Origin of the sequence: Pseudomonas sp. D8002 (assembly GCF_013385695.1) — a bacterium.
Taxonomy (GTDB): domain Bacteria; phylum Pseudomonadota; class Gammaproteobacteria; order Pseudomonadales; family Pseudomonadaceae; genus Aquipseudomonas.
Window position 1 is genome coordinate 94570 of sequence record NZ_JACAPM010000034.1, and the last position, 20593, is coordinate 115162.

The 20593-nt window shown below is 61.9% G+C and carries 19 protein-coding genes; 10 read left to right on the forward strand and 9 right to left on the reverse strand.

Features of this window, described 5'->3' with window-relative positions:
- The first annotated feature begins 80 nt into the window (after positions 1–80).
- Positions 81–1250 carry an aspartate aminotransferase family protein gene (locus HX807_RS20635; protein ID WP_177050886.1) on the forward strand — a complete coding sequence of 390 codons (1170 nt, stop codon included), beginning with the start codon at positions 81–83 and terminating at the stop codon, positions 1248–1250.
- 65 nt (positions 1251–1315) lie between these two features.
- Here the strand turns inward: HX807_RS20635 and punR are convergent, their stop codons facing one another.
- On the reverse strand, positions 1316–2248 hold the full coding sequence (punR, locus tag HX807_RS20640) for a DNA-binding transcriptional activator PunR (protein ID WP_003218855.1): 933 nt from the start codon (positions 2246–2248) through the stop codon (positions 1316–1318).
- Between the two features lie 122 nt (positions 2249–2370).
- Between punR and punC the strand changes: the two genes are divergently transcribed.
- The gene (punC, locus tag HX807_RS20645) at positions 2371–3564 is read left to right on the forward strand and encodes a purine nucleoside transporter PunC (protein ID WP_102368415.1); all 1194 of its coding nucleotides are present in this window, start codon (positions 2371–2373) and stop codon (positions 3562–3564) included.
- On the opposite strand, the gene HX807_RS20650 is transcribed toward punC, so the two are convergent.
- Both HX807_RS20650 and HX807_RS20655 read right to left on the reverse strand, forming a co-directional pair.
- Positions 3561–4394 carry a nucleoside-binding protein gene (locus HX807_RS20650; RefSeq protein WP_177050888.1) on the reverse strand — a complete coding sequence of 278 codons (834 nt, stop codon included), beginning with the start codon at positions 4392–4394 and terminating at the stop codon, positions 3561–3563. The two genes, punC and HX807_RS20650, sit on opposite strands and share 4 nt — an antisense overlap.
- A gap of 144 nt (positions 4395–4538) precedes the next feature.
- Positions 4539–5489, reverse strand: coding sequence for a LysR family transcriptional regulator (locus HX807_RS20655; RefSeq protein ID WP_177040078.1), 951 nt, complete (start codon positions 5487–5489; stop codon positions 4539–4541).
- A gap of 172 nt (positions 5490–5661) precedes the next feature.
- Here HX807_RS20655 and HX807_RS20660 point away from each other — a divergent pair, with 172 nt between their 5' ends.
- Complete coding sequence (locus HX807_RS20660; protein WP_003218845.1) at positions 5662–7173, forward strand: nucleobase:cation symporter-2 family protein; 1512 nt, start codon at positions 5662–5664, stop codon at positions 7171–7173.
- Positions 7174–7289: 116 nt separating this feature from the next.
- Here HX807_RS20660 and HX807_RS20665 read toward each other — a convergent pair whose 3' ends face one another.
- Positions 7290–8222 carry a proline iminopeptidase-family hydrolase gene (locus HX807_RS20665; protein ID WP_177050890.1) on the reverse strand — a complete coding sequence of 311 codons (933 nt, stop codon included), beginning with the start codon at positions 8220–8222 and terminating at the stop codon, positions 7290–7292.
- 94 nt (positions 8223–8316) lie between these two features.
- The gene (locus tag HX807_RS20670; protein WP_008437673.1) at positions 8317–9081 is read right to left on the reverse strand and encodes a LuxR family transcriptional regulator; all 765 of its coding nucleotides are present in this window, start codon (positions 9079–9081) and stop codon (positions 8317–8319) included.
- Between the two features lie 182 nt (positions 9082–9263).
- Here HX807_RS20670 and HX807_RS20675 point away from each other — a divergent pair, with 182 nt between their 5' ends.
- From HX807_RS20675 to HX807_RS20700, 6 genes are read left to right on the forward strand one after another with little or no spacing between them, the layout of a single operon-like run.
- Positions 9264–10151, forward strand: coding sequence for a proline iminopeptidase-family hydrolase (locus tag HX807_RS20675; RefSeq protein ID WP_003218840.1), 888 nt, complete (start codon positions 9264–9266; stop codon positions 10149–10151).
- Positions 10152–10154: 3 nt separating this feature from the next.
- Positions 10155–11102 carry an ABC transporter permease gene (locus HX807_RS20680; RefSeq protein WP_177050893.1) on the forward strand — a complete coding sequence of 316 codons (948 nt, stop codon included), beginning with the start codon at positions 10155–10157 and terminating at the stop codon, positions 11100–11102.
- Complete coding sequence (locus HX807_RS20685) at positions 11099–11956, forward strand: ABC transporter permease (RefSeq protein ID WP_177050895.1); 858 nt, start codon at positions 11099–11101, stop codon at positions 11954–11956. Before HX807_RS20680 ends, HX807_RS20685 begins: the two co-directional genes overlap by 4 nt.
- On the forward strand, positions 11953–12909 hold the full coding sequence (locus tag HX807_RS20690) for an ABC transporter ATP-binding protein (protein WP_102368420.1): 957 nt from the start codon (positions 11953–11955) through the stop codon (positions 12907–12909). Before HX807_RS20685 ends, HX807_RS20690 begins: the two co-directional genes overlap by 4 nt.
- A complete protein-coding gene (locus HX807_RS20695; protein WP_177050898.1) occupies positions 12906–13877 on the forward strand; it encodes an ABC transporter ATP-binding protein in 972 nt (323 codons plus the stop codon). Before HX807_RS20690 ends, HX807_RS20695 begins: the two co-directional genes overlap by 4 nt.
- 51 nt (positions 13878–13928) lie before the next feature.
- Entirely contained in the window at positions 13929–15443 is a 1515-nt protein-coding gene (locus HX807_RS20700) for an ABC transporter substrate-binding protein (RefSeq protein WP_003218831.1), read from the forward strand.
- A 140-nt stretch (positions 15444–15583) separates the two neighbouring features.
- On the opposite strand, the gene HX807_RS20705 is transcribed toward HX807_RS20700, so the two are convergent.
- From HX807_RS20705 to HX807_RS20720, 4 genes are all read right to left on the reverse strand, one after another.
- The gene (locus HX807_RS20705) at positions 15584–16324 is read right to left on the reverse strand and encodes a YciK family oxidoreductase (RefSeq protein WP_003218829.1); all 741 of its coding nucleotides are present in this window, start codon (positions 16322–16324) and stop codon (positions 15584–15586) included.
- Positions 16325–16513: 189 nt separating this feature from the next.
- A complete protein-coding gene (gene mupP / locus HX807_RS20710; protein ID WP_003218827.1) occupies positions 16514–17185 on the reverse strand; it encodes an N-acetylmuramic acid 6-phosphate phosphatase MupP in 672 nt (223 codons plus the stop codon).
- A gap of 4 nt (positions 17186–17189) precedes the next feature.
- Positions 17190–17888, reverse strand: coding sequence for a bifunctional 2-polyprenyl-6-hydroxyphenol methylase/3-demethylubiquinol 3-O-methyltransferase UbiG (ubiG, locus tag HX807_RS20715; protein WP_003218825.1), 699 nt, complete (start codon positions 17886–17888; stop codon positions 17190–17192).
- A 63-nt stretch (positions 17889–17951) separates the two neighbouring features.
- Positions 17952–19283, reverse strand: coding sequence for a TRZ/ATZ family hydrolase (locus tag HX807_RS20720; protein WP_177050900.1), 1332 nt, complete (start codon positions 19281–19283; stop codon positions 17952–17954).
- Positions 19284–19391: 108 nt separating this feature from the next.
- Between HX807_RS20720 and mtnA the strand changes: the two genes are divergently transcribed.
- Complete coding sequence (gene mtnA / locus HX807_RS20725) at positions 19392–20468, forward strand: S-methyl-5-thioribose-1-phosphate isomerase (RefSeq protein ID WP_177050902.1); 1077 nt, start codon at positions 19392–19394, stop codon at positions 20466–20468.
- Positions 20469–20593 lie beyond the last annotated feature (125 nt).

Sequence of the window (20593 nt, forward strand, 5' to 3'; positions counted from 1 at the left end):
TCGCAGTGTTGTGCAGTTTATCCAGCTCGGGTGGCTAACGATACTGGTGCCATCACTACGATGCACTGGAGCCTGATGCCATGACCGCCGCCTGCCTGATGACCACTTATCAACCGTCGCCCCTGAGCTTTACCCGAGGCCTTGGCACGCGCCTGTGGGACCAGCAGGGCCGTGAATACCTGGATGCGGTGGCAGGTGTGGCGGTGACCAACGTAGGTCATTCCCATCCGCGGCTGGTAGCGGCCATCAGTGAGCAGGCCGGTTTGCTGCTGCACACCTCCAACCTCTACAGCATCGACTGGCAGCAGCGCCTGGCCCAGCGCCTCACCCGGCTTTCCGGGCTGGACCAGGCGTTCTTCAACAACTCCGGTGCCGAAGCCAACGAAACGGCGCTGAAGCTGGCCCGGCTGCATGGCTGGAAAAAGGGCATCGAACAGCCGCTGGTGGTGGTGATGGAGAATGCCTTTCACGGGCGCACCCTGGGCACCCTGTCCGCCAGCGACGGGCCTTCCGTGCGGTTGGGATTTCAAAAACTGCCGGGGGACTTTATCAAGGTCGGCTTCGGTGACTTGAAGGCGCTGGAGGCCGTGACCCGGGAGTTTGGCCCGCGCATTGTTGCGGTGCTGCTTGAGCCGATCCAGGGCGAAAGCGGCGTGCAAGTCGCGCCGCCGGGCTATCTGAAAGCCTTGCGCGAGCACTGCAGCCGGCAAGGCTGGTTGTTGATGCTCGATGAGATCCAGACCGGGATCGGCCGCACCGGTCGCTGGTTTGCCTTCCAGCATGAAGGCATCGTGCCGGACGTGATGACTTTGGCCAAAGGCCTCGGCAACGGTGTGCCGATTGGCGCGTGCCTGGCCCGGGCCGCTGTTGCGCAACTGTTTACCCCCGGCAGCCACGGCAGCACCTTCGGCGGCAACCCGCTGGCCTGCCGTGTCGGTTGTACGGTGCTGGAGATCATCGAAGAACAAGGCCTGCTGGACAACGCGGCGCAACAGGGTGAGCGGCTACTGGCGCGCCTGCGGGTGGAATTGAACGAGCATCCCCAGGTGCTGGCGATTCGCGGGCAAGGGCTGATGATCGGCATCGAACTGGCAACGCCTCAGCGCGACCTGGCCCACCGCGCGGCGCAAGAGCATGGCCTGCTGATCAACGTCACGCGGGGCAAGATCATCCGCCTGCTGCCGCCGCTGACCATCGATGCCAAGGAAGTGGAGATGATCGTGCGCGCACTTTCCCGGCTTCTGGACTAAACACGGATGAGGCTGACGCGGAGCGTCACTGGCTGCATTCCCACGCAGAGCGTGGGAACGATCAGTCAAACGGGGTAGCCGGAGCCCACCTGCACCCCGTTCAGCCATTCCTGATTCAGGGTCTCGGTATCCCCCAGGTAATCCAGCAACCAGGCCATGGCCGGCGACAGTTTGTTCTGTGCCCAGGCCACGCACGACGGGCTGGCAGGGAAGGGCCGGGACAGTTGCAGGGCGCTCAGCTCGCCGCGCTCGATCCACGGCTGCACCAGGTGCGCCGGTGCCATGCCGACGCACAGGCCATCCCGCAGGCAATCAATCGCCGAAGCCCAGTGCGGCACCACCAAACGACGCTGGTTATCCAGGGTCCAGGTGTCGCGCTTGGGCAGGTTGCGCGAGGTGTCGGTCATGCACAGGGAGGCGAAGGGCCGCAGTTGGTCATCGCTGAGCAGGCCTTCGACCGCTGCCAGCGGATGCCGGCTGCTGACCACGCACAGCCAGTTCAGCAGGCCCATGTCACGAAATGTGAATTGACTGGCCACCGGCACCGCGCTGGTGGCGCCGATCACGATATCGGTGCGGTCATCGGCCAGGGCATCCCACACCCCGTTGTACACCTCGTAATCCAACAGCAATTCCACCTCCGGGAACTGCCGATAGAAATCCAGTACCAACTGCCGGCAGCGCTGCTGTTTAACGATGGAGTCCACCGCGACTTTCAACTGGCCACTCCAGCCATTTGCCACTTGCTGGCACAGCCGGCGGGTGCCGAGCATTTTTTTCATGACGCCGCGGGCTTCGTCGATGAACAATTTACCCGCGGGTGTCAGCTCCACATCCCGATGCCGTCGGACGAACAGCGGCACCGCCAGCCATTCTTCGAGTTGCCGCACGGTGTAGCTGATGGCTGACGGCACGCGGTGCAGTTCCTGGGCGGCGGCGCTGAAGCTGCCGTGGCGGGCCACTGCATCCACCACATCCAGGGAATATTCAGACCACATGGGGTTTGCCTTCAAAATTATTGATAAGAGTGTCCAATTATTATCGCTTCACAGGGATTTGCTCAGCTTCATAATAGGCGCCAGTCAGCAAATAGTTTGATGGCAGGTTATACAAGGCTTCAATGAAAAATTCTTTTGGATTCACCTGGTACCTGGCGGGGCTGAGCATGCTCGGCTATCTGGCCATGGATATGTACTTGCCGGCGTTTGGCGCCATGGGCGAGCAACTGCAGATTTCCCCCGGCGCGGTGGGCGCGAGCCTGAGCATTTTCCTCGCCGGCTTTGCCGTCGGGCAGTTGCTGTGGGGGCCGCTATCCGACCGGTTGGGACGCAAGCCGGTGCTGCTTACGGGCCTTTCCCTGTTTGTGCTCGGCTGCCTGGGGATGTTCTGGGTCGAGACCGCACCGCAGCTGTTGGCCTTGCGTTTTGTCCAGGCGATTGGCGTGTGTTCCGCCGCCGTCAGTTGGCAGGCGCTGGTGATCGACCGCTACCCGGCGGACAAGGCCCATCGGGTGTTCGCCGGCATTATGCCGCTGATGTCACTGTCTCCGGCCCTGGCGCCATTGCTGGGAGCGCTGATGCTGAATCACTGGGGCTGGCAGGCGATTTTCGGTGTGTTGTTGGTGGTTTCGCTGCTCCTGCTGCTGCCTACGTTGTTTCTCAGGCCGCTGCCGAAACGCCTGACAACCGACGGCGAACCGTCCCGAATCGGCTATGGGCAATTGCTCAAGTCGCGGGTGTTCACCGGCAACGTGATGATCTTTGCCGCATGCTCGGCCAGTTTCTTCGCCTGGCTTACCGCCTCGCCGTTCATCCTTGGCGGGATGGGCTACAGCCCGAATGACATCGGCTTGAGCTACGTATTGCCAACGCTGTCGTTCCTGATCGGTGGCTACAGTTGCCGCAGTGCGTTGCAGCGGTTCCAGGGCAAGACTTTGTTGCCGTGGCTGCTGCTGGCGTACTGCATCAGCATGGTCGCGCTGTACCTCGTCGCGACCTTGACCGTGCCGACGCTCGCCACCTTGCTGATTCCGTTCTGCCTGATGGCCCTAGTCAATGGCGCCAGCTACCCGATCGTGGTGGCGAATGCACTGATGCCGTTTGCGGAAAATTCCGGCAAGGCGGCGGCATTGCAGAACACCTTGCAGTTGGGGTTGTGCTTCCTGGCGAGCCTGATCGTGTCGTCGATGATCGACCAGCCGCTGTTGATCACTGCGATCGTGATGCTGGCGACCGCGCCATTGGCCGTGTTGGGCTACTGGCTGGCGCGACCGAAGGTCGACGATGGCGATGCCGACCTGGTGCGCGCCCGCTAGAACGTCACTTCCATGTTCACCGTCGGCGTTGACGTGCGGCTACCCCGGCCGCCGTCCACGCCGAACTTGTTATGCCAATACTCATAGCCGACGCCCAGGTAGAGATTGGGCTTGACGCCTTTGCCCGGACGCACCGCCACCATCAGCGCGGTGCGCATCAGGGTTTCCGGCGCCGTATCGCGGCCATGGAAGTCCTCGCCCTTTTCCCCGACGTGATTGATAAACCCCTGAAACTTCGCCCCGTGGTTGCCGATCTCGAAAGGCCGCATCCAGGTCAGGTTGAGCATGTAGGTATCGTCGAAGGTGTGATCGGGTTCTTTCGCGCCAGGGATGCCGGAATGGTTTCTTTCCTTGTAGTACATCAGGCTCAGGTCCAGCACGCCGGCGGTGTTGAACTTCAAGGTCGGGCCAATCACCAGTGCGCGTTTTTTCGCCGAGGCCAGGTTGTTGTTGCGGTTGGCGTCAAAGCCGAAGGTGAGGGCGTAATCCTTGATCACCCCGGTGCCGAGCGGTACATCGAATACCCGTGAGGCATACAGCTGATGCCGGTACACGGCATACACTTCGCTGCCGCCGTGGTCGGTGCCCTTGCGCGGGTCGCGGCTGTCGGATAGGAACACATCGAGGTTCAGGTAGTTGCTGCCGTACTGGTAGCCGCTGGCGTGGGTGAAGCTGTAGATGCGCTTGCTGAATTCATCCGGGTTGTTCGGGTTGGTGAACTGCTGGCCGTAGCGAAATCCCAGGCTGTTGTTCATCCATTCCAGCGCGACAGCCTCCCCGCCGCCGAACAATGTGAGTAATACGGTTGCGCCGTGCAGTGCCTTTTTCATTGTTTTAATTCCTTTGGCGTTTTGGCTCATGGCGACCGCGCAAGGGTCGCCGGGCGCAGTATCGGCACATCCGTTGTAGGTTCCAAAGAACAGAATCTCGCCTGGGCCGATGCCAAAACGGCAGCACTGAAACTGGCCTGAGAGTCAGGAAATACGCGGCGCCCAGGGTGTTTCCTGATGTTCGCGCAAACTGATTTCTTCACTGAGCAGATGGGCCATGGCTTGCACCGCCATCGGCAAGTCCCGGTCTTTGCGGGCGTACAAGCCCAGGTCGCTGAAGATCCCGCCCTGGTCGCTGAGCGGAATGTGCAGCAGTTCGCCGCGGGCTAAATCCACCTCCACGCCAATGCGCGTCTGGAACGCGATGCCCAGTTGCTGGCGCGCCAGTTGCCGGGCCAGCTCCATCGAGTTGCTGTGCAGCAATGGCTTGTTCGTCGCCGCCGAACGCTTGTGCAGCGGTGCGATCAGGTGGTGAACCGAGAGCTCGCTCTTGGCCTGGATCACCCCGTGTTCACAGCAGCGCGCGTAACTCACGCTGCTTTCACCGGCCAACGGATGCCCCGGTGCCATCAACGCCCCCAGGCGGAAATGGCCGACACACACCTGGATGGTTTCGCTGCTACGCGGTAAGGCAAAGGCCAACCCCAGGTCAGCCTGGCCGTTGACCACCGCACCGGGAATCGATTGCGAACCTTGTACCGTGACGCCAATGGTCACTTTCGGATAACGCTCACGCATGCGCTTGAGGGCGGCGGGCAGCAGCTCCACAGTGGCGCCTTCCACCGTGGCGATTTCCACGTGGCCGGTCTGTACACCGTTCAAACCATCCAGTTCACCGCGCACGCGCTCCACGTCCTGCAACAGGAAACTCACGTGGCGGGTCAGGATTTCCCCGGCCGCCGTCAGGCGCAGGCCGCCGGGCAGGCGCTCGAACAGCGCCGCGCCCACCTCGTCTTCCAGCTTGAGGATCTGCCGGTTCACCGCCGAAGACGCCACGTTCAGGCGGCGCGCGGCTTCGCGGATCGAGTGGCAGCGGCGAACCATGTCGAAGTAGTAAATCGCCGGGGCGTGGATGCGCAGCTTGCGGTTGAGCATTTTTTTCAAGTCCTTGTGCGCAGCGCTTCGAGCCACGGGGCCGGGCGGCTGAATGGATTTTTGTAACGGCGTTCAGGGTATTCTTGTGAAAATGATTGTATACAACTCTATGGACATCCAATCTTTCTATTGCATACAGTGAGTGCACAACAAAAACAGAGAACCCCTCACCATGACTATCCCGAAGGCGTCACCGCAGCGGCCAGAAGATGAGAATCTCGGCGTTGCGGCCAACATGGCTTACGGCCTGCAGCATGTGCTCACCATGTACGGCGGCATCGTGGCTGTACCGTTGATCGTCGGCCAGGCGGCCGGGTTGTCGCCGGCCGATATTGGCCTGCTGATCGCTGCCTCGCTGTTTGCCGGAGGCCTGGCTACGCTGTTGCAAACCCTGGGCCTGCCGTTTTTCGGCTGCCAGTTGCCGCTGGTGCAAGGGGTGTCCTTTGCCGGGGTGGCGACCATGGTGGCGATTGTTGGCAGCGACGGTGCGGGTGGCATCCCGGCGATTCTCGGGGCGGTGATGGCCGCCTCCCTGATAGGCCTGCTGATCACCCCGGTGTTCTCGCGAATCACCAAATTCTTCCCGCCGCTGGTCACCGGGATTGTGATCACTACCATCGGCCTGACGTTGATGCCCGTCGCCGCCCGCTGGGCCATGGGCGGCAACAGCCGCGCCGCAGATTTCGGCAGCATGCCGAACATCGGCCTGGCGGCGCTGACCCTGGTACTGGTATTGCTGCTGAGCAAGATCGGTAGCGCGACCATCTCGCGACTGTCGATCCTGCTGGCGATGGTGATCGGCACGGTTATCGCGGTGTTCCTCGGCATGGCTGACTTCTCCAGCGTGACCCAGGGCCCGATGTTCGGCTTTCCCACACCCTTCCATTTCGGCATGCCAACCTTCCATCTCGCGGCGATCATTTCCATGTGCATCGTGGTGATGGTGACGCTGGTGGAAACCTCGGCGGACATTCTTGCAGTGGGTGAAATCATCGACACCAAGGTCGACTCCAAGCGCCTCGGCAATGGCCTGCGTGCGGATATGCTGTCGAGCATGTTTGCGCCGATCTTCGGCTCGTTCACCCAGAGCGCGTTTGCACAAAACGTCGGACTGGTGGCGGTTACCGGGGTCAAGAGCCGTTATGTGGTCGCCACCGGTGGGATATTCCTGGTGATCCTCGGCCTGCTGCCGTTCATGGGGCGGGTGATTGCGGCAGTGCCGACTTCGGTGCTGGGCGGGGCCGGGATCGTGCTGTTCGGCACCGTGGCTGCCAGTGGTATTCGGACCTTGTCCAAGGTTGATTACCGCAACAACATGAACCTGATCATCGTCGCCACTTCCATCGGTTTTGGCATGATCCCGATTGCGGCCCCGAGTTTCTACGATCACTTCCCGAGCTGGTTCGCGACCATTTTCCATTCGGGGATCAGTTCGTCGGCGATCATGGCGATCCTGTTGAACTTGGCGTTCAACCACTTCACCACGGGCAACTCGGACCAGCAGTCGGTGTTTGTCGCCGGGACGGAACGCAGCCTGTGCTTCCAGGATGTGGCGGCGTTGCGGGACGGGGATTACTTCAGCGGCGGCAAGCTGTTTGATGCCGAGGGCAAGGAAATTCCGTTGCTGGAGGAAGTGCCGAAGAAAGCGGCTGTGCACGGCAGGGCACAGACCAGCGAGGTGTAACAGCCACAAAGAGTCCAATGTGGGAGCGGGCTTGCTCGCGAAGGCGGTGTGTCAGTCGCTAAATATGCTGACTGATCCACCGCCTTCGCGAGCAAGCCCGCTCCCACATTTTGATCTCAGCCAGTCTTGAGCGTTCTGTGGGGCACCGAACAAGCCTCATCCAAAAACTGCACCACCGTCCCCATGCACGCCTGCCGCTCTTCAACATGCGGCATGTGGCTGGAGTCTTCAAACAGCGCCCAGCGCACATCGGCGATCTCATCCAGGAACGGCTTGACCACCAGCGGCGTGGCCTCGTCATGGCGACCGGAAATCACCAGGGTCGGCACATTGACCCTCGACAGCCGGCCGATCACGTTCCAGTCTTTCAAGCTGCCAATCACATGGAATTCCGTCGGCCCGCTCATGGCGTGATAGACCGTCGGGTCCGAATCCACCTGGGCGAATGTGCGGGCGACTTCTTCCGGCCACGGATTGACCCGGCACACGTGCTGGTCATAGAAAATCCGCGAGGCGGCCAGGTACTCAGGGTCCTGGTAGGTGCCGGCCTGTTCATGCTTGAGCAAGGTCTCGTGCACGCCTTCAGGCAGTAGCTTGCGCAGGCGGTTGGCTTCGGCAACCCAGGTACGCATGCAGGTCGGCGAGTTGGCCGGAATAAATGCACGCAGGCCCTTGGGTTGCAGGATGGCGTGTTCGCTGCCGAGCATGCCGCCCCAGGATTGACCCAGGATCGCGTAGTTGTTGCTGATCTGCAGGTGGTCCAGCAGGTTGTCCAGTTCTTCGAGGAACAAGCCGACGGTCCAGAATGAAGGGTCTTTGTCAGGCAGGTGGGTGGAGCGGCCGTTGCCCAGTTGGTCGTAGTGAATGACCGCGTGGCCACTGGCGGCTACGTCCTTGTAGGCATCGACATAATCATGGGTACAACCCGGGCCACCATGGAGGATGACCAGCGGCGTGAGGCCGCTGTCCAGGTTGCCGGTTACCCGATACCAGGTCTGGTAGTCGCGAAAGGCCGCATAGCCTTCGCGGATTGTTTCGATGAATTCCATTTCGTGCCCTGCCCTGAGAAAAAGTGATCAGGTACACGATAGTCGGCACAGAAAGTTTAAGTAACTAGCAAAACAGCTAGGTTTTTCCTTCGGATCAGTCTTCCAGCAGCCGGTAATGAGTGGCCCTTACCACCGCTTGCACCCGGTTCTTGGCCCCCAGTTTGTGCATGGCCGACGCCAGGTGCAGGGTAACCACTGCCAGGGAGCGGCTCAATTGCGTGGCGATTTCGGCGGCGGTCAGGCCGTCGGCGGCCCATTTCAGGCATTCGCGCTCACGCTTGGTCAGGCGGATATGCGGGTAGGAGCGCAGTTCCTTGCTGAAAAGCGGGTAGGCCGCTTCCTGCAAGGCGTGGGTAATCAGGCTGAATTCCGACAGCGTCTGGCGGGCGTCCTGCAACACGGCGCTGGCCTTGCCGGTGCGCAGGCCGGTCAGCGAGGCGAAGCCGCCACGGGGCAAATGGATCGGCACGCTGACGCCGCAGGTCATCTGGCGGTCGTGCAGGTAGCTGGAAACCGGGGCGTGGCAGGGGTCGATGATTTTTTGCAGCGCGGTATCGGCCTTGGCCTCGTAGGACCACACAAACGGTGAAACCGTCGACAGTGCGAGGTGTTGCACCGGATCGATCTGATAAAAGCCGGAACTGCACCACAGGTTGTACCAGTCGGGCGGGGTATTGCGCAGTTGCAGCACAGAAGGGGTGATCAGTGCACCATTATGGTCAATGGGCACGGGGGTGTAGTCGTAGACCAACGCATCAAAACCCAGGTCCTGGGCCAATACGAGGGTGTTATCCATCTGTTCATCCAGGCTCCTGCCGGGGATGAGACGGTCATTAAACGCAGTTAGCCTGGCCAGCATCCGTTCTGCTCCCGATTTCATTTGAATCTCGTCTTGCTGCAAGTAGAATGCCACGCCCCGGCGAAGGACTGCCAGACCAAACCTATAAGAATTACCAGGTTATGGACACGCGGCATCCTCGGTAGTGTTGGCCTCTAAACGGCCACTCTCCACAGGGCCGACACACAACAAGGAATGTATGCATGTGGCGTGAAATTGCCCCCGACCAGCGGTACAACGTGCAGGTCGATGGCCACAACCTCGTGGCCTATAGCTTTGGCGAAGGCGATGAGGTGTTGCTGTGCCTCAATGGCGGCCCCGGGCTGCCTTGCGACTACTTGCGCGACGCCCATGGCTGGCTCAAGGACAACGGCCTGCGAGTGGTTGCATTCGACCAGCTTGGCACGGGCGCTTCAGCCAGACCGACCGATGTTTCGCTGTGGGAAATCAGCCGTTATGTCGAAGAAGTCGAAACCGTGCGCCAGGCCCTTGGCCTTGGCCGCGTGCACTTGCTGGGGCATTCCTGGGGCGGATGGTTGGGCATCGAGTACGCCATTCACTACCCCGATGCGCTGAAAAGCCTGATTCTGGAAAACACCGTCGGCGACATTCCGCACCTGTCCCTCGAGCTGGAACGCCTGCGCGGCGCACTCGGTAGCGAAACCGTGGCGATGATGCAACGCCATGAAGCCATGGGCACCCTCGATCACCCGCAGTACCAGGCCGCCATCACCTTGCTCAACTACCGCCACGTCTGCCGCCTGGACGAATGGCCGGCGCCGGTCCAGCGTTCCCTCGGCGACTGGAACATGGGCCCCTACGAAACCATGCAGGGTCCCAACGAATTTCTCTACATCGGCAACCTCAAGGACTGGAACCGCATCCCCGAGATGGCCGATTTCAAGATGCCGATACTGATCACCACCGGCCAGCACGACGAACTGACCCCGGCCTGCGCCATGCGCATGAAAAGCGCGGCCCGGCACGCCGAGCTGCACGTGTTCCCCAACAGCAGCCATATGCCGTTTTACGAAGAGCCCCAGGCATACTTCCCGGTGCTGCTGGACTTCCTCGCTCGTCATCGAGGCTGACGGATGAACCTGGCGCGTTACCGTTTTGTGCTGTCCCGGCCGCTGCAATTGCTGCCGGTGCTGTTTGGCATCAGCCTGATCACCTTTGTGCTGGTGCGCTCGATTCCCGGCGACCCGGCGCGGGCCCTGCTGGGTTCGCGCAGCACCCCGGACGCCTTGCTGAATATCCGCGCCCAGTACGGCCTCGACCAGCCGCTGTGGCTGCAATATTTCTACTTCCTGAAAAACCTGCTCAAGGGCGACCTCGGCCAGTCACTGCTGTACAAGGTCGACGCGCTGAAACTGATCGTCACCCGCATCGAGCCGACCCTGTTCCTGGTGCTCGGCAGTGTGCTGCTGGCGCTGTTGATCGCCGTGCCGCTGGCCACCGTGGCCGCGCGTAATAAAGGTGGCTGGGCGGATAACCTGATCCGGCTGTTCACTACGGTGGGCCTGGGCATGCCGGCGTTCTGGCTGGGGTTGATGCTGATCCTGTTGCTCAGCGTGCAATGGGGCCTGTTCCCGGTCTCCGGGTATGGGCGCACCTGGCTGGACAAGGCGCACCACATGGTTCTGCCGTGCCTGACCATCGCCCTGGCGCTGTCGGCGGTGCTGGTGCGCAACCTGCGGGCGAGCATGTTGATGGAGTTGCAGGCTGACCACGTTACCGCCGCCCGGGCGCGCGGGTTGTCGGAGGCGGCGGTGTTTCGTCGTCATGTGCTGCCCAATTCCCTGGTGCCGGCGGTGAACCTGCTGGCGGTGAACATTGGCTGGCTGATCAGCGGCACGGTGGTGATCGAAAGCCTGTTTGCGATTCCCGGCATCGGCCAATTGCTGGTGCGCGGCATCTTCACCCGCGACTACATGGTGGTGCAGGGCGTGGCGATGGTGCTGGCCTGTGCCACCGTGCTGGTCAACTTTGTTGCCGATGTGGTGACGGTCACGCTGGACCCGCGAGTGAAGATGCAATGAGCAGCCGCCCATTGATCGCCCCGTGGCGCCTGCGCCTGCGCTTCGGTTTTCGCAATGGCCGGCTGACGGCGGCCTGGGGCCTGTTGATTCTGCTGACATGGCTGGCGCTGGCCGTGTTCGCCCCCTGGATCGCACCCTTTGACCCGATTGCGCAAAACACCGACATCAGTTTGCTGGGTCCCAGCCAGGTCCATCCATTTGGCACGGACAACTACGGGCGAGACATCCTTTCGAGGGTGATCTGGGGCGCACGCATCGACCTGCAACTGGCGGTGGTCGGGGTAATCTTTCCGTTCCTGATCGGCACCTTCGTCGGTGCGGTGTCCGGCTACATCGGCGGGCGTTTCGACAGCTTCTGCATGCGGGTGATCGACGTGATCCTCGCGTTCCCTTTCCTGGTGCTGATGCTGGCGATCATGGCCATTCTCGGTCCGGGTTTGAAAAGCTTTTACATCGCCATGGCGCTGGTGGGCTGGGTGTCCTACGCGCGGCTGATCCGCTCGCAGATCCTGGTGCTCAAGGAAAGCGACTTCGCTCTGGCCGCCAAAAGCCTGGGCTTTGGCCATGGGCGCATTCTGTTCCGGCATTTGTTGCCCAACGCGATGTTCGGTTCGATTGTGTTCTCGATGTCTGACGCAGTGCTGGTGCTGCTCAACGGCGCAGCGGTCAGCTACCTCGGCCTGGGCGTACAACCGCCGACCGCCGAGTGGGGCACCATGGTTGCCGAAGGCCAGGCGTTCATCACCACCGCCTGGTGGATTTGCACCTTCCCGGGCCTGGCCATCGTGACCCTGGCCATGGGCTTCAGCCTGCTGGCCGATGGTGTGGCGCAAGTGCTGGGGGATCGCTCATGAGCCTGTTGCAGGTGCAGGACCTGAGCGTCATCGCCAATAACACCGGGCGCGACGTAACGTTGGTGGACCGGGTGTCGTTCGACCTGGCCGAAGGTGAAATCCTCGGCCTGGTGGGCGAAAGCGGTTCGGGCAAGACCATGGCCTGTCGCGGGCTGATGCGCTTGCTGCCGTCCCCGAGCCTGCGGGTGCAGGGCGGTTCGGTGCGCCTGGCGGGCCAGGACCTTCTGCAGCTGGATGACGCCGGCATGCGCGCGGTACGCGGTGGGCAACTTGGGATGATTTTCCAGAACCCCAGCAGCCACCTCGACCCGTTGATGCGCATCGGCGAGCAGATCGCCGAAGGCATCCGACTGCACCAGGGCGCGTCGAAAAAGGAGGCGCGCTTGCAGGCTATCGAAGTGCTGCGCCAGGTCGGCATTCCCGATCCCCAGGCGCGGATCGACAATTACCCCCACGAGTTTTCCGGCGGCATGCGCCAGCGGGCAATGATCGCGGTGGCCCTTGGCTGCAATCCCAAGGTGCTGATTGCCGACGAACCGACCACCGCCCTCGACGTGACCGTGCAAGCCCAGATTTTGCGGCTGTTGCTGGACCTGCGGGACCAGCGTGGCCTGTCGATCATCATGATCACTCACGACCTGGGCGTGGTGGCGCAAACCTGCGACTCCATCGCCGTGATGTACGCCGGGCGCCTGTGCGAACACGGCAGCAAATACGAGCTGCTGGCACACCCGCAACACCCTTACACCGCCGGCCTGATCGAGTGCCAGCCCGCCACCAGCAGCGGCCACGCCCTGTTGCGCACCATCGCCGGCCAACCGCCATTGCTCGACGCATTGCCCAAGGGCTGCCGGTTCAACCCGCGCTGCCCGCAAGTCGGCAGCTTGTGCACCGAGCTGCTGCCGGAAGGCGCGCGGGTGGCCTGTCACTATCCCCTGGGAGTTCGCCCATGACGTTGTTGCAGGTGAATGACCTTGAGGTGCGTTTTGCCGCCGCCGGCAGCGGCCTGTTCGGCCTGAATAAACAGTGGGTGAGGGCGGTCAACGGGGTGTCGTTGACCCTGGCCGCCGGTGAAACACTGGGTTTGGTGGGCGAGTCCGGCAGCGGCAAAAGCACATTGGGGAGGGCGATCCTGCACCTCAACCCCATCAGCGCCGGGCAGGTGGTGTTTGACGGCATCGACATGGCCCACGCCGGGCCGGTCGATATCGCCCGTTTGCGGCACGAGACGGCGATGATCTTCCAGGATCCCTACGCGGCCCTGAACCCGCGGCTGACCATCGGCGAAACCATTGCCGAAGTCCTGCGGGTGCAGCGCAAGGTGGCGTCGGAAAACATCCCACGCCGGGTCGACGAATTACTCGATCTGGTAGGCCTGCGCCCCGAGCTTGCCAGCCGCAAGCCCGGCTCCCTGAGCGGCGGCCAGTGCCAGCGCGTCGGCATTGCCCGGGCGCTGGCGGTGGAGCCGCGGCTGATCATCGCCGACGAATGCGTGGCTGCCCTGGATGTGTCGATCCAGGGCCAGATCATCAACCTGCTGCTGGAACTGCAACAGCGCATGAACCTGGCGATCCTGTTTATCGCCCACGACCTGGCCATCGTCCGCCGCCTGTGCGACCGGGTGGCGGTGATGTACCTGGGGAAAATCGTTGAGGAAGGCCCGGTGGAGGCGGTGTTCACCACGCCGCGCCATCCCTACACAGCAGCGTTGATCCAGGCGATCCCGGAGATTGATCCTTACCGCCCGTTGCCCAGCGAACCGTTGCCGGGCGAGCCGCCGAGCCCGTTGAAACTGCCCAGTGGTTGCGCTTTTCACCCGCGTTGCCGACATGCACGCGCCGTGTGTGCCGAGGTATTGCCGCCGACTCACGTTGTGCAAACGCATCGGTACAGTTGCGTGCTTGAAGAACCTTTGCTTTGAACCCTTCCTGCCGATCATGAACAACCGCCGTTATAGACAAGGAGTTATGACATGCAATCCCGTCACTTGAAGTTGCTCGCCGCCGCCACACTCACCGCCTGGTCGCTGACCGCCGGTATTGCCCACGCCGCAGGTGTGCTGACCATCGGCTGCCGCGAAGACAGCACCACGTTTGACCCGATCAAAAGCGCGCAGAACCGCGATACCTGGGTGTTCGCCAACGTCTACGACACCCTGGTACGCGTGGACAACCTGGGCACCAGGATGGAACCAGGGCTGGCAGAAAGCTGGGACATTTCCAAGGACGGCCTGACGTACACCTTCAAGCTGCGTGCCGCGAAGTTCTCGGATGGCTCGCCGATCACCGCCGACGACGCTGCCTTCAGCCTGTTGCGCATCCGCGACAACAAGGCCTCGCTGTGGAGCGACCCGTTCAGCCTGATCAACACCGCCAAGGCCAGCGACCCGCAAACCCTGGTAGTGACCTTGAAAACCCCGGCGGTGGCCTTCCTCTCGCAACTGGCTTCGCCGACGGTGTCGATCCTGTCGGAAAAAGCCATGACCAAGATGGGCGAAGACGCCTACTCGGAAAACCCGGTGACCTCCGGCGCATTTACCGTGGACGAGTGGCGCAAGGGCGATCGGGTGATCCTGAAGAAGAACCCGAACTTCTGGCAGGCCAGCAACGTGAGCCTGGATGGCGTGGAGTGGGTCTCCGTCACCGACGACAACACCCGCATGCGCATGGTGCAGAACAACGAGCTGGACACGGCGATCTTCGTCCCGTTTTCCCGGGTTGAAGAGCTGAAAAAAGACAAGAACGTGGTGGTGCACTCCGACCCGTCTACCCGTGAAGATCACTTGTTGATCAACCACGCCCACGGCCTGCTGGCCAAGCCGGAAGTGCGCCAGGCGCTGGACATGGCCATCGATAAACAATCGCTGGTGAAAACCGCCACCTTCGGCCAGGGCACCGTGGCCTATTCCTACATCCCAAAAGGCTCGCTGTACCACTACGCCAACAACCTGCAACGCCCGTATGACCCGACCGAAGCCAAGAAGCTGCTGGCGGCTGCCGGCGCCCAGGACTTGAAGCTCAACTACGTGGTCAACGCCGGCAACGAAGCCGACGAGCAGATTGCGGTGATGATCAAGGATCAACTGGCCAAGGTCGGTGTGACGGCCAACCTGCAAAAGGTCGACCCGACCCAAAGCTGGCAGATGCTGGTGGACGGTGATTACGATATTTCGGTGATGTACTGGACCAATGACATCCTCGACCCGGACCAGAAGACCACCTTCGTGCTGGGCCACGACACCAACCAGAACTACATGACCCGCTACAAGAACGACAAAGTGAAGGACCTGGTGGCGGCCGCGCGGATCGAGGCGGATCCGGTCAAGCGTGAGCAGATGTACGTCGACCTGCAGAAAATGGCGAAACAGGATGTGAACTGGATCGACTTGTACTACAGCCCGTACATCAACATCTCACGCAAGAACGTGAGCAACTTCCTGCAAAACCCGTTGGGGCGCTTCACGCTTGAGGAAGTGGTGAAGAACTAAGTTCTAGAGATCACCGCAATACAAATGTGGGAGCGGGCTTGCTCGCGAAGGCGGTGGATCAGTCGATATCTCTGTTGACTGACACTCCGCCTTCGCGAGCAAGCCCGCTCCCACATTAGGTTGTACTGTGTTCCAGATAGTTATTGCGCGTCAAACGCCTGCCCATTGATGCCGGTACTGTCCGGCCCCATCAGGTACAGGTACACCGGCATGATTTCCTCCGGTGTCGGGTTATCGGTCGGGTTCTCCCCTGGATACGCCTGGGCCCGCATGCTGGTGCGGGTGGCGCCTGGGTTGATGCTGTTGGCGCGCACCGGTGCGACATTATCCAGCTCGTCCGCCAGGGTTTGCATCAGGCCTTCGGTGGCAAACTTCGACACCCCGTACGCGCCCCAATAGGCACGGCCCTTGCGGCCCACGCTGCTTGAGGTGAACACCACCGACGCATCCTGGGACAGCTTGAGCAGCGGCAACAGCGTGCTGGTCAGCATGAACATCGCGTTGACGTTCACATGCATCACCCGCATGAAGTTCTCGCCGGACAACTGCTCGATCGGTGTGCGCGGGCCGATGATCGAGGCGTTGTGCAGCAGGCCGTCGAGGTGGCCGAACTCCTTTTCGATCATCGCTGCCAGCTCATCGTATTGATGGGGCAGGGCGGTCTCCAGGTTGAACGGGATCACCACCGGCTGCGGTTGGCCGGCGGCTTCGATTTCGTCGTAGACCTGGGCCAGGTTGGCTTCGGTCTTGCCCAGCAGCAGCACGGTGGCGCCGTGGGCAGCATAGGTTTTGGCCGCCGCTGCGCCAATCCCGCGACCGGCGCCGGTGACCAGGATGACCCGGCCCTTGAGCAGTTCTGGACGTGCGGAGTAATCAAACATAAACAACCTCGACAAAGTTCACAGAAAATCCATGTGATTGATTGCGGCTAAGGCTGGCCAAGGCTTCTGTGGCGAGGGAGCTTGCTCCCGTTGGGTTGCGAAGCAGCCCCAGCTTTTCGCGACTGCTGCGCAGTCGAACGGGAGCAAGCTCCCTCGCCACAAAGTTGCAGCAACCTCAGGCAGTCCCGATCAGCAGCTGCACAGCGCGCTGTCCAGCACTTTGCGCAATTCCAGCGGGTGATCCACCACCACATCGGCACCCCAGTTGCGCGGGTTGTCGTCCGGGTGGATATAGCCGTAGGTGACCGCCGCGGTACGAGTGCCGGCGTCGCGGCCCGACTCGATGTCCCGCAGGTCATCCCCCACGAACAGCACGCTGGCCGGGTCCAGGTCGAGCATCTTGCACGCCAGGATCAACGGTTCCGGGTCTGGCTTGCTGTTCTTCACGTGGTCCGGGCAGATCAGCAGCGCGGAGCGCTCGGCCAGGCCCAGCTGCTGCATGATCGGTTCGGCAAAGCGCAGTGGCTTGTTGGTGACCACGCCCCAGATCAGCCTGGATTTCTCGATATCCACCAGCAGCTCTTCCATGCCCTCGAACAGCTTGCTGTGGATCGCGCAGCCCTTGAGGTAACGCTCGAGGAATTCCTGGCGCAGCTCTTCAAAGCCCGGGGACTCGGGGTCCATGGAAAAGGTCACGGCGACCATCGCCCGGGCGCCGCCGGAGATTTCATCGCGGATGTGCTGGTCGTTGATCGGTGCCAGGCCGCGGTCAGCGCGCATGGCCTGGCAGATGGCGATAAAGTCTGGCGCGGTGTCCAGCAGGGTACCGTCCATGTCGAAAAGAACCGCTCGCAACTTCACAGGCTTACTCCTCGCGCAGGGTCTGGATCATGTAGTTGACGTCAACGTCGCTGGCCAGCTTGTAGTGCTTGGTCAGCGGGTTGTAGGTCAAGCCGATGATGTCCTTGACGGTCAGCCCGGCCTGACGGCTCCAGGCGCCCAGCTCGGAAGGGCGGATGAATTTCTTGAAGTCATGGGTGCCGCGGGGCAGCAGCTTCATGATGTATTCGGCACCGATGATCGCGAACAGGTACGCCTTCGGATTGCGGTTGATGGTGGAGAAGAACACCTGGCCACCGGGCTTGACCATGCGGAAGCAGGCGCGGATCACCGAGGACGGGTCCGGCACGTGCTCGAGCATTTCCAGGCAAGTGACCACGTCGAACTGCCCGGGCATCTCTTCGGCCAGCTCTTCGGCGGTGATCTGCCGGTATTCGACGTTCACGCCGGACTCCAGTTGGTGCAACTGGGCCACGGCCAATGGCGCTTCGCCCATGTCGATACCCATCACGGTGGCGCCGCGCTGAGCCATGGATTCACTGAGGATCCCGCCGCCGCAACCCACATCCAGTACCTTCTTGCCGGCCAGGTTGACGCGCTCGTCAATCCAGTTGACCCGCAGCGGGTTGATGTCGTGCAGGGGTTTGAACTCGCTTTCGCGGTCCCACCAGCGATGGGCGAGGGCTTCGAATTTGGCGATTTCAGCGTGGTCGACGTTGCTCATGGGGAATCCTCTAAATCTGATAAAACGTTTTGCCGGCCCTGGCATGCGTTGCCAGGGCGGGTGTTATTCGCTGTGTCCGCTGATGCGCTGGCCCCAGGCGATGGCCGTGGCGCACAACTGTTGTTCATCCAGGCGGGTCAGTTGCCGGTCGTCGAGCAATTGCTTGCCGCCGACCCAAAGGTGTTTCACACAATCGCGTCCGGTGGCATATATAAGCTGTGAGACCGGATCGTAGATCGGTTGTTGCGCCAGGCCCGACAGGTCGAAGGCCACGATGTCAGCGGCCTTGCCGACTTCCAGCGAGCCGATTTGACTTTCCAGGCCCATGGCTCGGGCGCCGTTGAGGGTGGCCATGCGCAGGGCGCGGTGGGCATCCAGGGCGGTGGCCGAGCCGGCGACGGCCTTGGCCAGCAGCGCGGCGGTGCGGGTCTCGCCCAGCAGGTCGAGGTCATTGTTACTGGCCGCGCCGTCGGTGCCTACTGCCACATTGACGCCGGCTTGCCACAGGCGTTCCACCGGGCAGAAGCCGCTGGCCAGTTTCAGGTTGGACTCCGGGCAATGAATCACGCTGGTGTTGCTTTCTACCAGCAAAGTCAGGTCGTCATCGCTGATTTGGGTCATGTGAACGGCCTGGAAGCGCGGCCCCAGCAAACCCAGGCGGCCAAGCCGTGCCAACGGGCGTTCACCACGCTGTTCAACGGACTGCTGCACTTCGAAGGCGGTTTCATGCACGTGCATGTGGATCGAGGCGTCCACTTCCTCGGCGATCACCCGGATTTTTTCCAGGTTTTCATCGCAGACGGTGTACGGCGCGTGCGGGCCGAAGGTGATTTTGATCCGTGGGTGATGCTTGAGGTCGCCGAACAGCTCAACGCCCTGGCGAATCGCCTCGTCGGCGTCAGCAGCGCCGGGAATCGGGAAATCCAGGATCGGGATGGCGATTTGCGCACGCATGCCGCTGTTGTGCACCCGTTCGCTGGCGACTTTCGGGAAGAAGTACATGTCCGAGAAACACGTGATGCCGCCCTTGATCTGCTCGGCGATGGCCAGGTCAGTGCCGTCGCGGACGAAGGCTTCGTCGACCCACTTGGCCTCGGCGGGCCAGATGTGGTTTTCCAGCCAGGTCATCAGCGGCAGGTCGTCGGCCAGGCCGCGAAACAGCGTCATGGCCGCGTGGCCGTGGGCGTTGATCAGGCCAGGGCTGAGGAGCATGCCCGGCAGTTCACGCACTTCGCTCGCTGCGAGCTTCAAGGCCGCGGCGCGTGGGCCGATAAACGCAATGCACCCGTCACGAATGCCCAGGGCGTGCTCCTTGAGCACTACGCCGGCAGGCTCGACAGGTACCAGCCAGGTGGGCAGCAGCAATAAGTCGAGCGGGGCGGCAGTCGGTGTCATCGAGGGCAGTTTCCCAGGCATCTATAAAGAACGGCGAAGTATACCCGAGCGTCCTGGCTGGCGGATCGCTATAATCGGCGGCTTTTGTTCATGAGTGCGGGGTGAGGGATGCGCGATCGACTGTTGGCTGCGGAGAAAGTGAAGGCCATCGACTGGCGTGATGGCGCACTGTACCTGCTCGATCAGCGTATTTTGCCGTCTGCAGAAACCTGGGTCGCCTGCACCAGTGCTGCCGAGGTGGCCGAGGCCATTCGCACGATGGTGGTGCGCGGTGCGCCGGCCATTGGCATCAGTGCGGCGTATGGCCTGGTGCTGGCCGCTCGTGCCCACATCGCCGAGGGCGATGACTGGCAGGCCGCCTGGGAAGAGGACTACGCGCTGCTGGCGGATACCCGCCCGACCGCGTCGAATCTTTTCTGGGCCATGAAGCGCATGCGCGATTGCCTCGACCGCCTCAAGAAACACGCCGACCCGCTGGCGGTACTGGAAGCCGAGGCGGTGGCCATTCACCAAAGTGATCGCGAAGCCAACCTGACCATGGCGCAGCTGGGTGTAGAGCTGATCCGCAAGCATCAGGGCAATGTCCAGGCGATCCTGACCCATGGCAATGCGGGTGCGCTGGCTACCGGCGGCGTCGGTACCGCGCTCGGGGTGATTCGCGGAGCGTTCCTGGAAGGCATGGTGGAGCGCGTCTACGCCAACGAAACCCGGCCCTGGCTGCAAGGTTCGCGGCTGACGGCCTGGGAATTGGCCAATGAAGGCATTCCGGTCACCGTGAATGCCGATTCGGCGGCTGCGCATATCCTCAAGACCAAAGGCGTGACCTGGGTGATCGTCGGTGCCGACTGCATTGCGGCCAATGGCGATGTGGTCAGCAAGATCGGCACCTATCAGCTGGCGGTGTGCGCCATGCATCACGGCGTGCGTTTCATGGTGGTGGCGCCCAGCTCCACCATCGACCTGATGGCGGCCAGCGGTGATGACGTGCCGCTTGAAGAGCGCGACGCCCGTGAACTGCTGGAAGTCGGCGGCACCCGCGTAGCCGCTGATGTAGACGCCTTCAACCCGGTGTTTGACGTGACGCCGGCGGACCTGATTGATGTGATCGTCACTGAAAAGGGCATCGTCGAACGCCCCGACACGGCGAAGTTGGCGCAACTGATGTGTCGTAAACGCCTGCATTGAGGCAATTTGCCCGCAAAAATCCCCTTGGATCCAGCTCTAAGGCCCTCTCGTCGCCGTCAAGCCTGTCATCCGTCAACTTACTATGCTCCATGCGCATCAGGGGGATAGGTGCGTGGCGGCGATTG

Coding starts and splice junctions, on each gene's coding strand:
- HX807_RS20635 (WP_177050886.1), top strand. CDS start 81: ATGACCGCCGCCTGCCTGATGACCACTTATCAACCGTCGCCCCTGAGC.
- punR (WP_003218855.1), bottom strand. CDS start 2,248: ATGTGGTCTGAATATTCCCTGGATGTGGTGGATGCAGTGGCCCGCCAC.
- punC (WP_102368415.1), top strand. CDS start 2,371: ATGAAAAATTCTTTTGGATTCACCTGGTACCTGGCGGGGCTGAGCATG.
- HX807_RS20650 (WP_177050888.1), bottom strand. CDS start 4,394: ATGAAAAAGGCACTGCACGGCGCAACCGTATTACTCACATTGTTCGGC.
- HX807_RS20655 (WP_177040078.1), bottom strand. CDS start 5,489: ATGCTCAACCGCAAGCTGCGCATCCACGCCCCGGCGATTTACTACTTC.
- HX807_RS20660 (WP_003218845.1), top strand. CDS start 5,662: ATGACTATCCCGAAGGCGTCACCGCAGCGGCCAGAAGATGAGAATCTC.
- HX807_RS20665 (WP_177050890.1), bottom strand. CDS start 8,222: ATGGAATTCATCGAAACAATCCGCGAAGGCTATGCGGCCTTTCGCGAC.
- HX807_RS20670 (WP_008437673.1), bottom strand. CDS start 9,081: ATGCTGGCCAGGCTAACTGCGTTTAATGACCGTCTCATCCCCGGCAGG.
- HX807_RS20675 (WP_003218840.1), top strand. CDS start 9,264: ATGTGGCGTGAAATTGCCCCCGACCAGCGGTACAACGTGCAGGTCGAT.
- HX807_RS20680 (WP_177050893.1), top strand. CDS start 10,155: ATGAACCTGGCGCGTTACCGTTTTGTGCTGTCCCGGCCGCTGCAATTG.
- HX807_RS20685 (WP_177050895.1), top strand. CDS start 11,099: ATGAGCAGCCGCCCATTGATCGCCCCGTGGCGCCTGCGCCTGCGCTTC.
- HX807_RS20690 (WP_102368420.1), top strand. CDS start 11,953: ATGAGCCTGTTGCAGGTGCAGGACCTGAGCGTCATCGCCAATAACACC.
- HX807_RS20695 (WP_177050898.1), top strand. CDS start 12,906: ATGACGTTGTTGCAGGTGAATGACCTTGAGGTGCGTTTTGCCGCCGCC.
- HX807_RS20700 (WP_003218831.1), top strand. CDS start 13,929: ATGCAATCCCGTCACTTGAAGTTGCTCGCCGCCGCCACACTCACCGCC.
- HX807_RS20705 (WP_003218829.1), bottom strand. CDS start 16,324: ATGTTTGATTACTCCGCACGTCCAGAACTGCTCAAGGGCCGGGTCATC.
- ubiG (WP_003218825.1), bottom strand. CDS start 17,888: ATGAGCAACGTCGACCACGCTGAAATCGCCAAATTCGAAGCCCTCGCC.
- HX807_RS20720 (WP_177050900.1), bottom strand. CDS start 19,283: ATGACACCGACTGCCGCCCCGCTCGACTTATTGCTGCTGCCCACCTGG.
- mtnA (WP_177050902.1), top strand. CDS start 19,392: ATGCGCGATCGACTGTTGGCTGCGGAGAAAGTGAAGGCCATCGACTGG.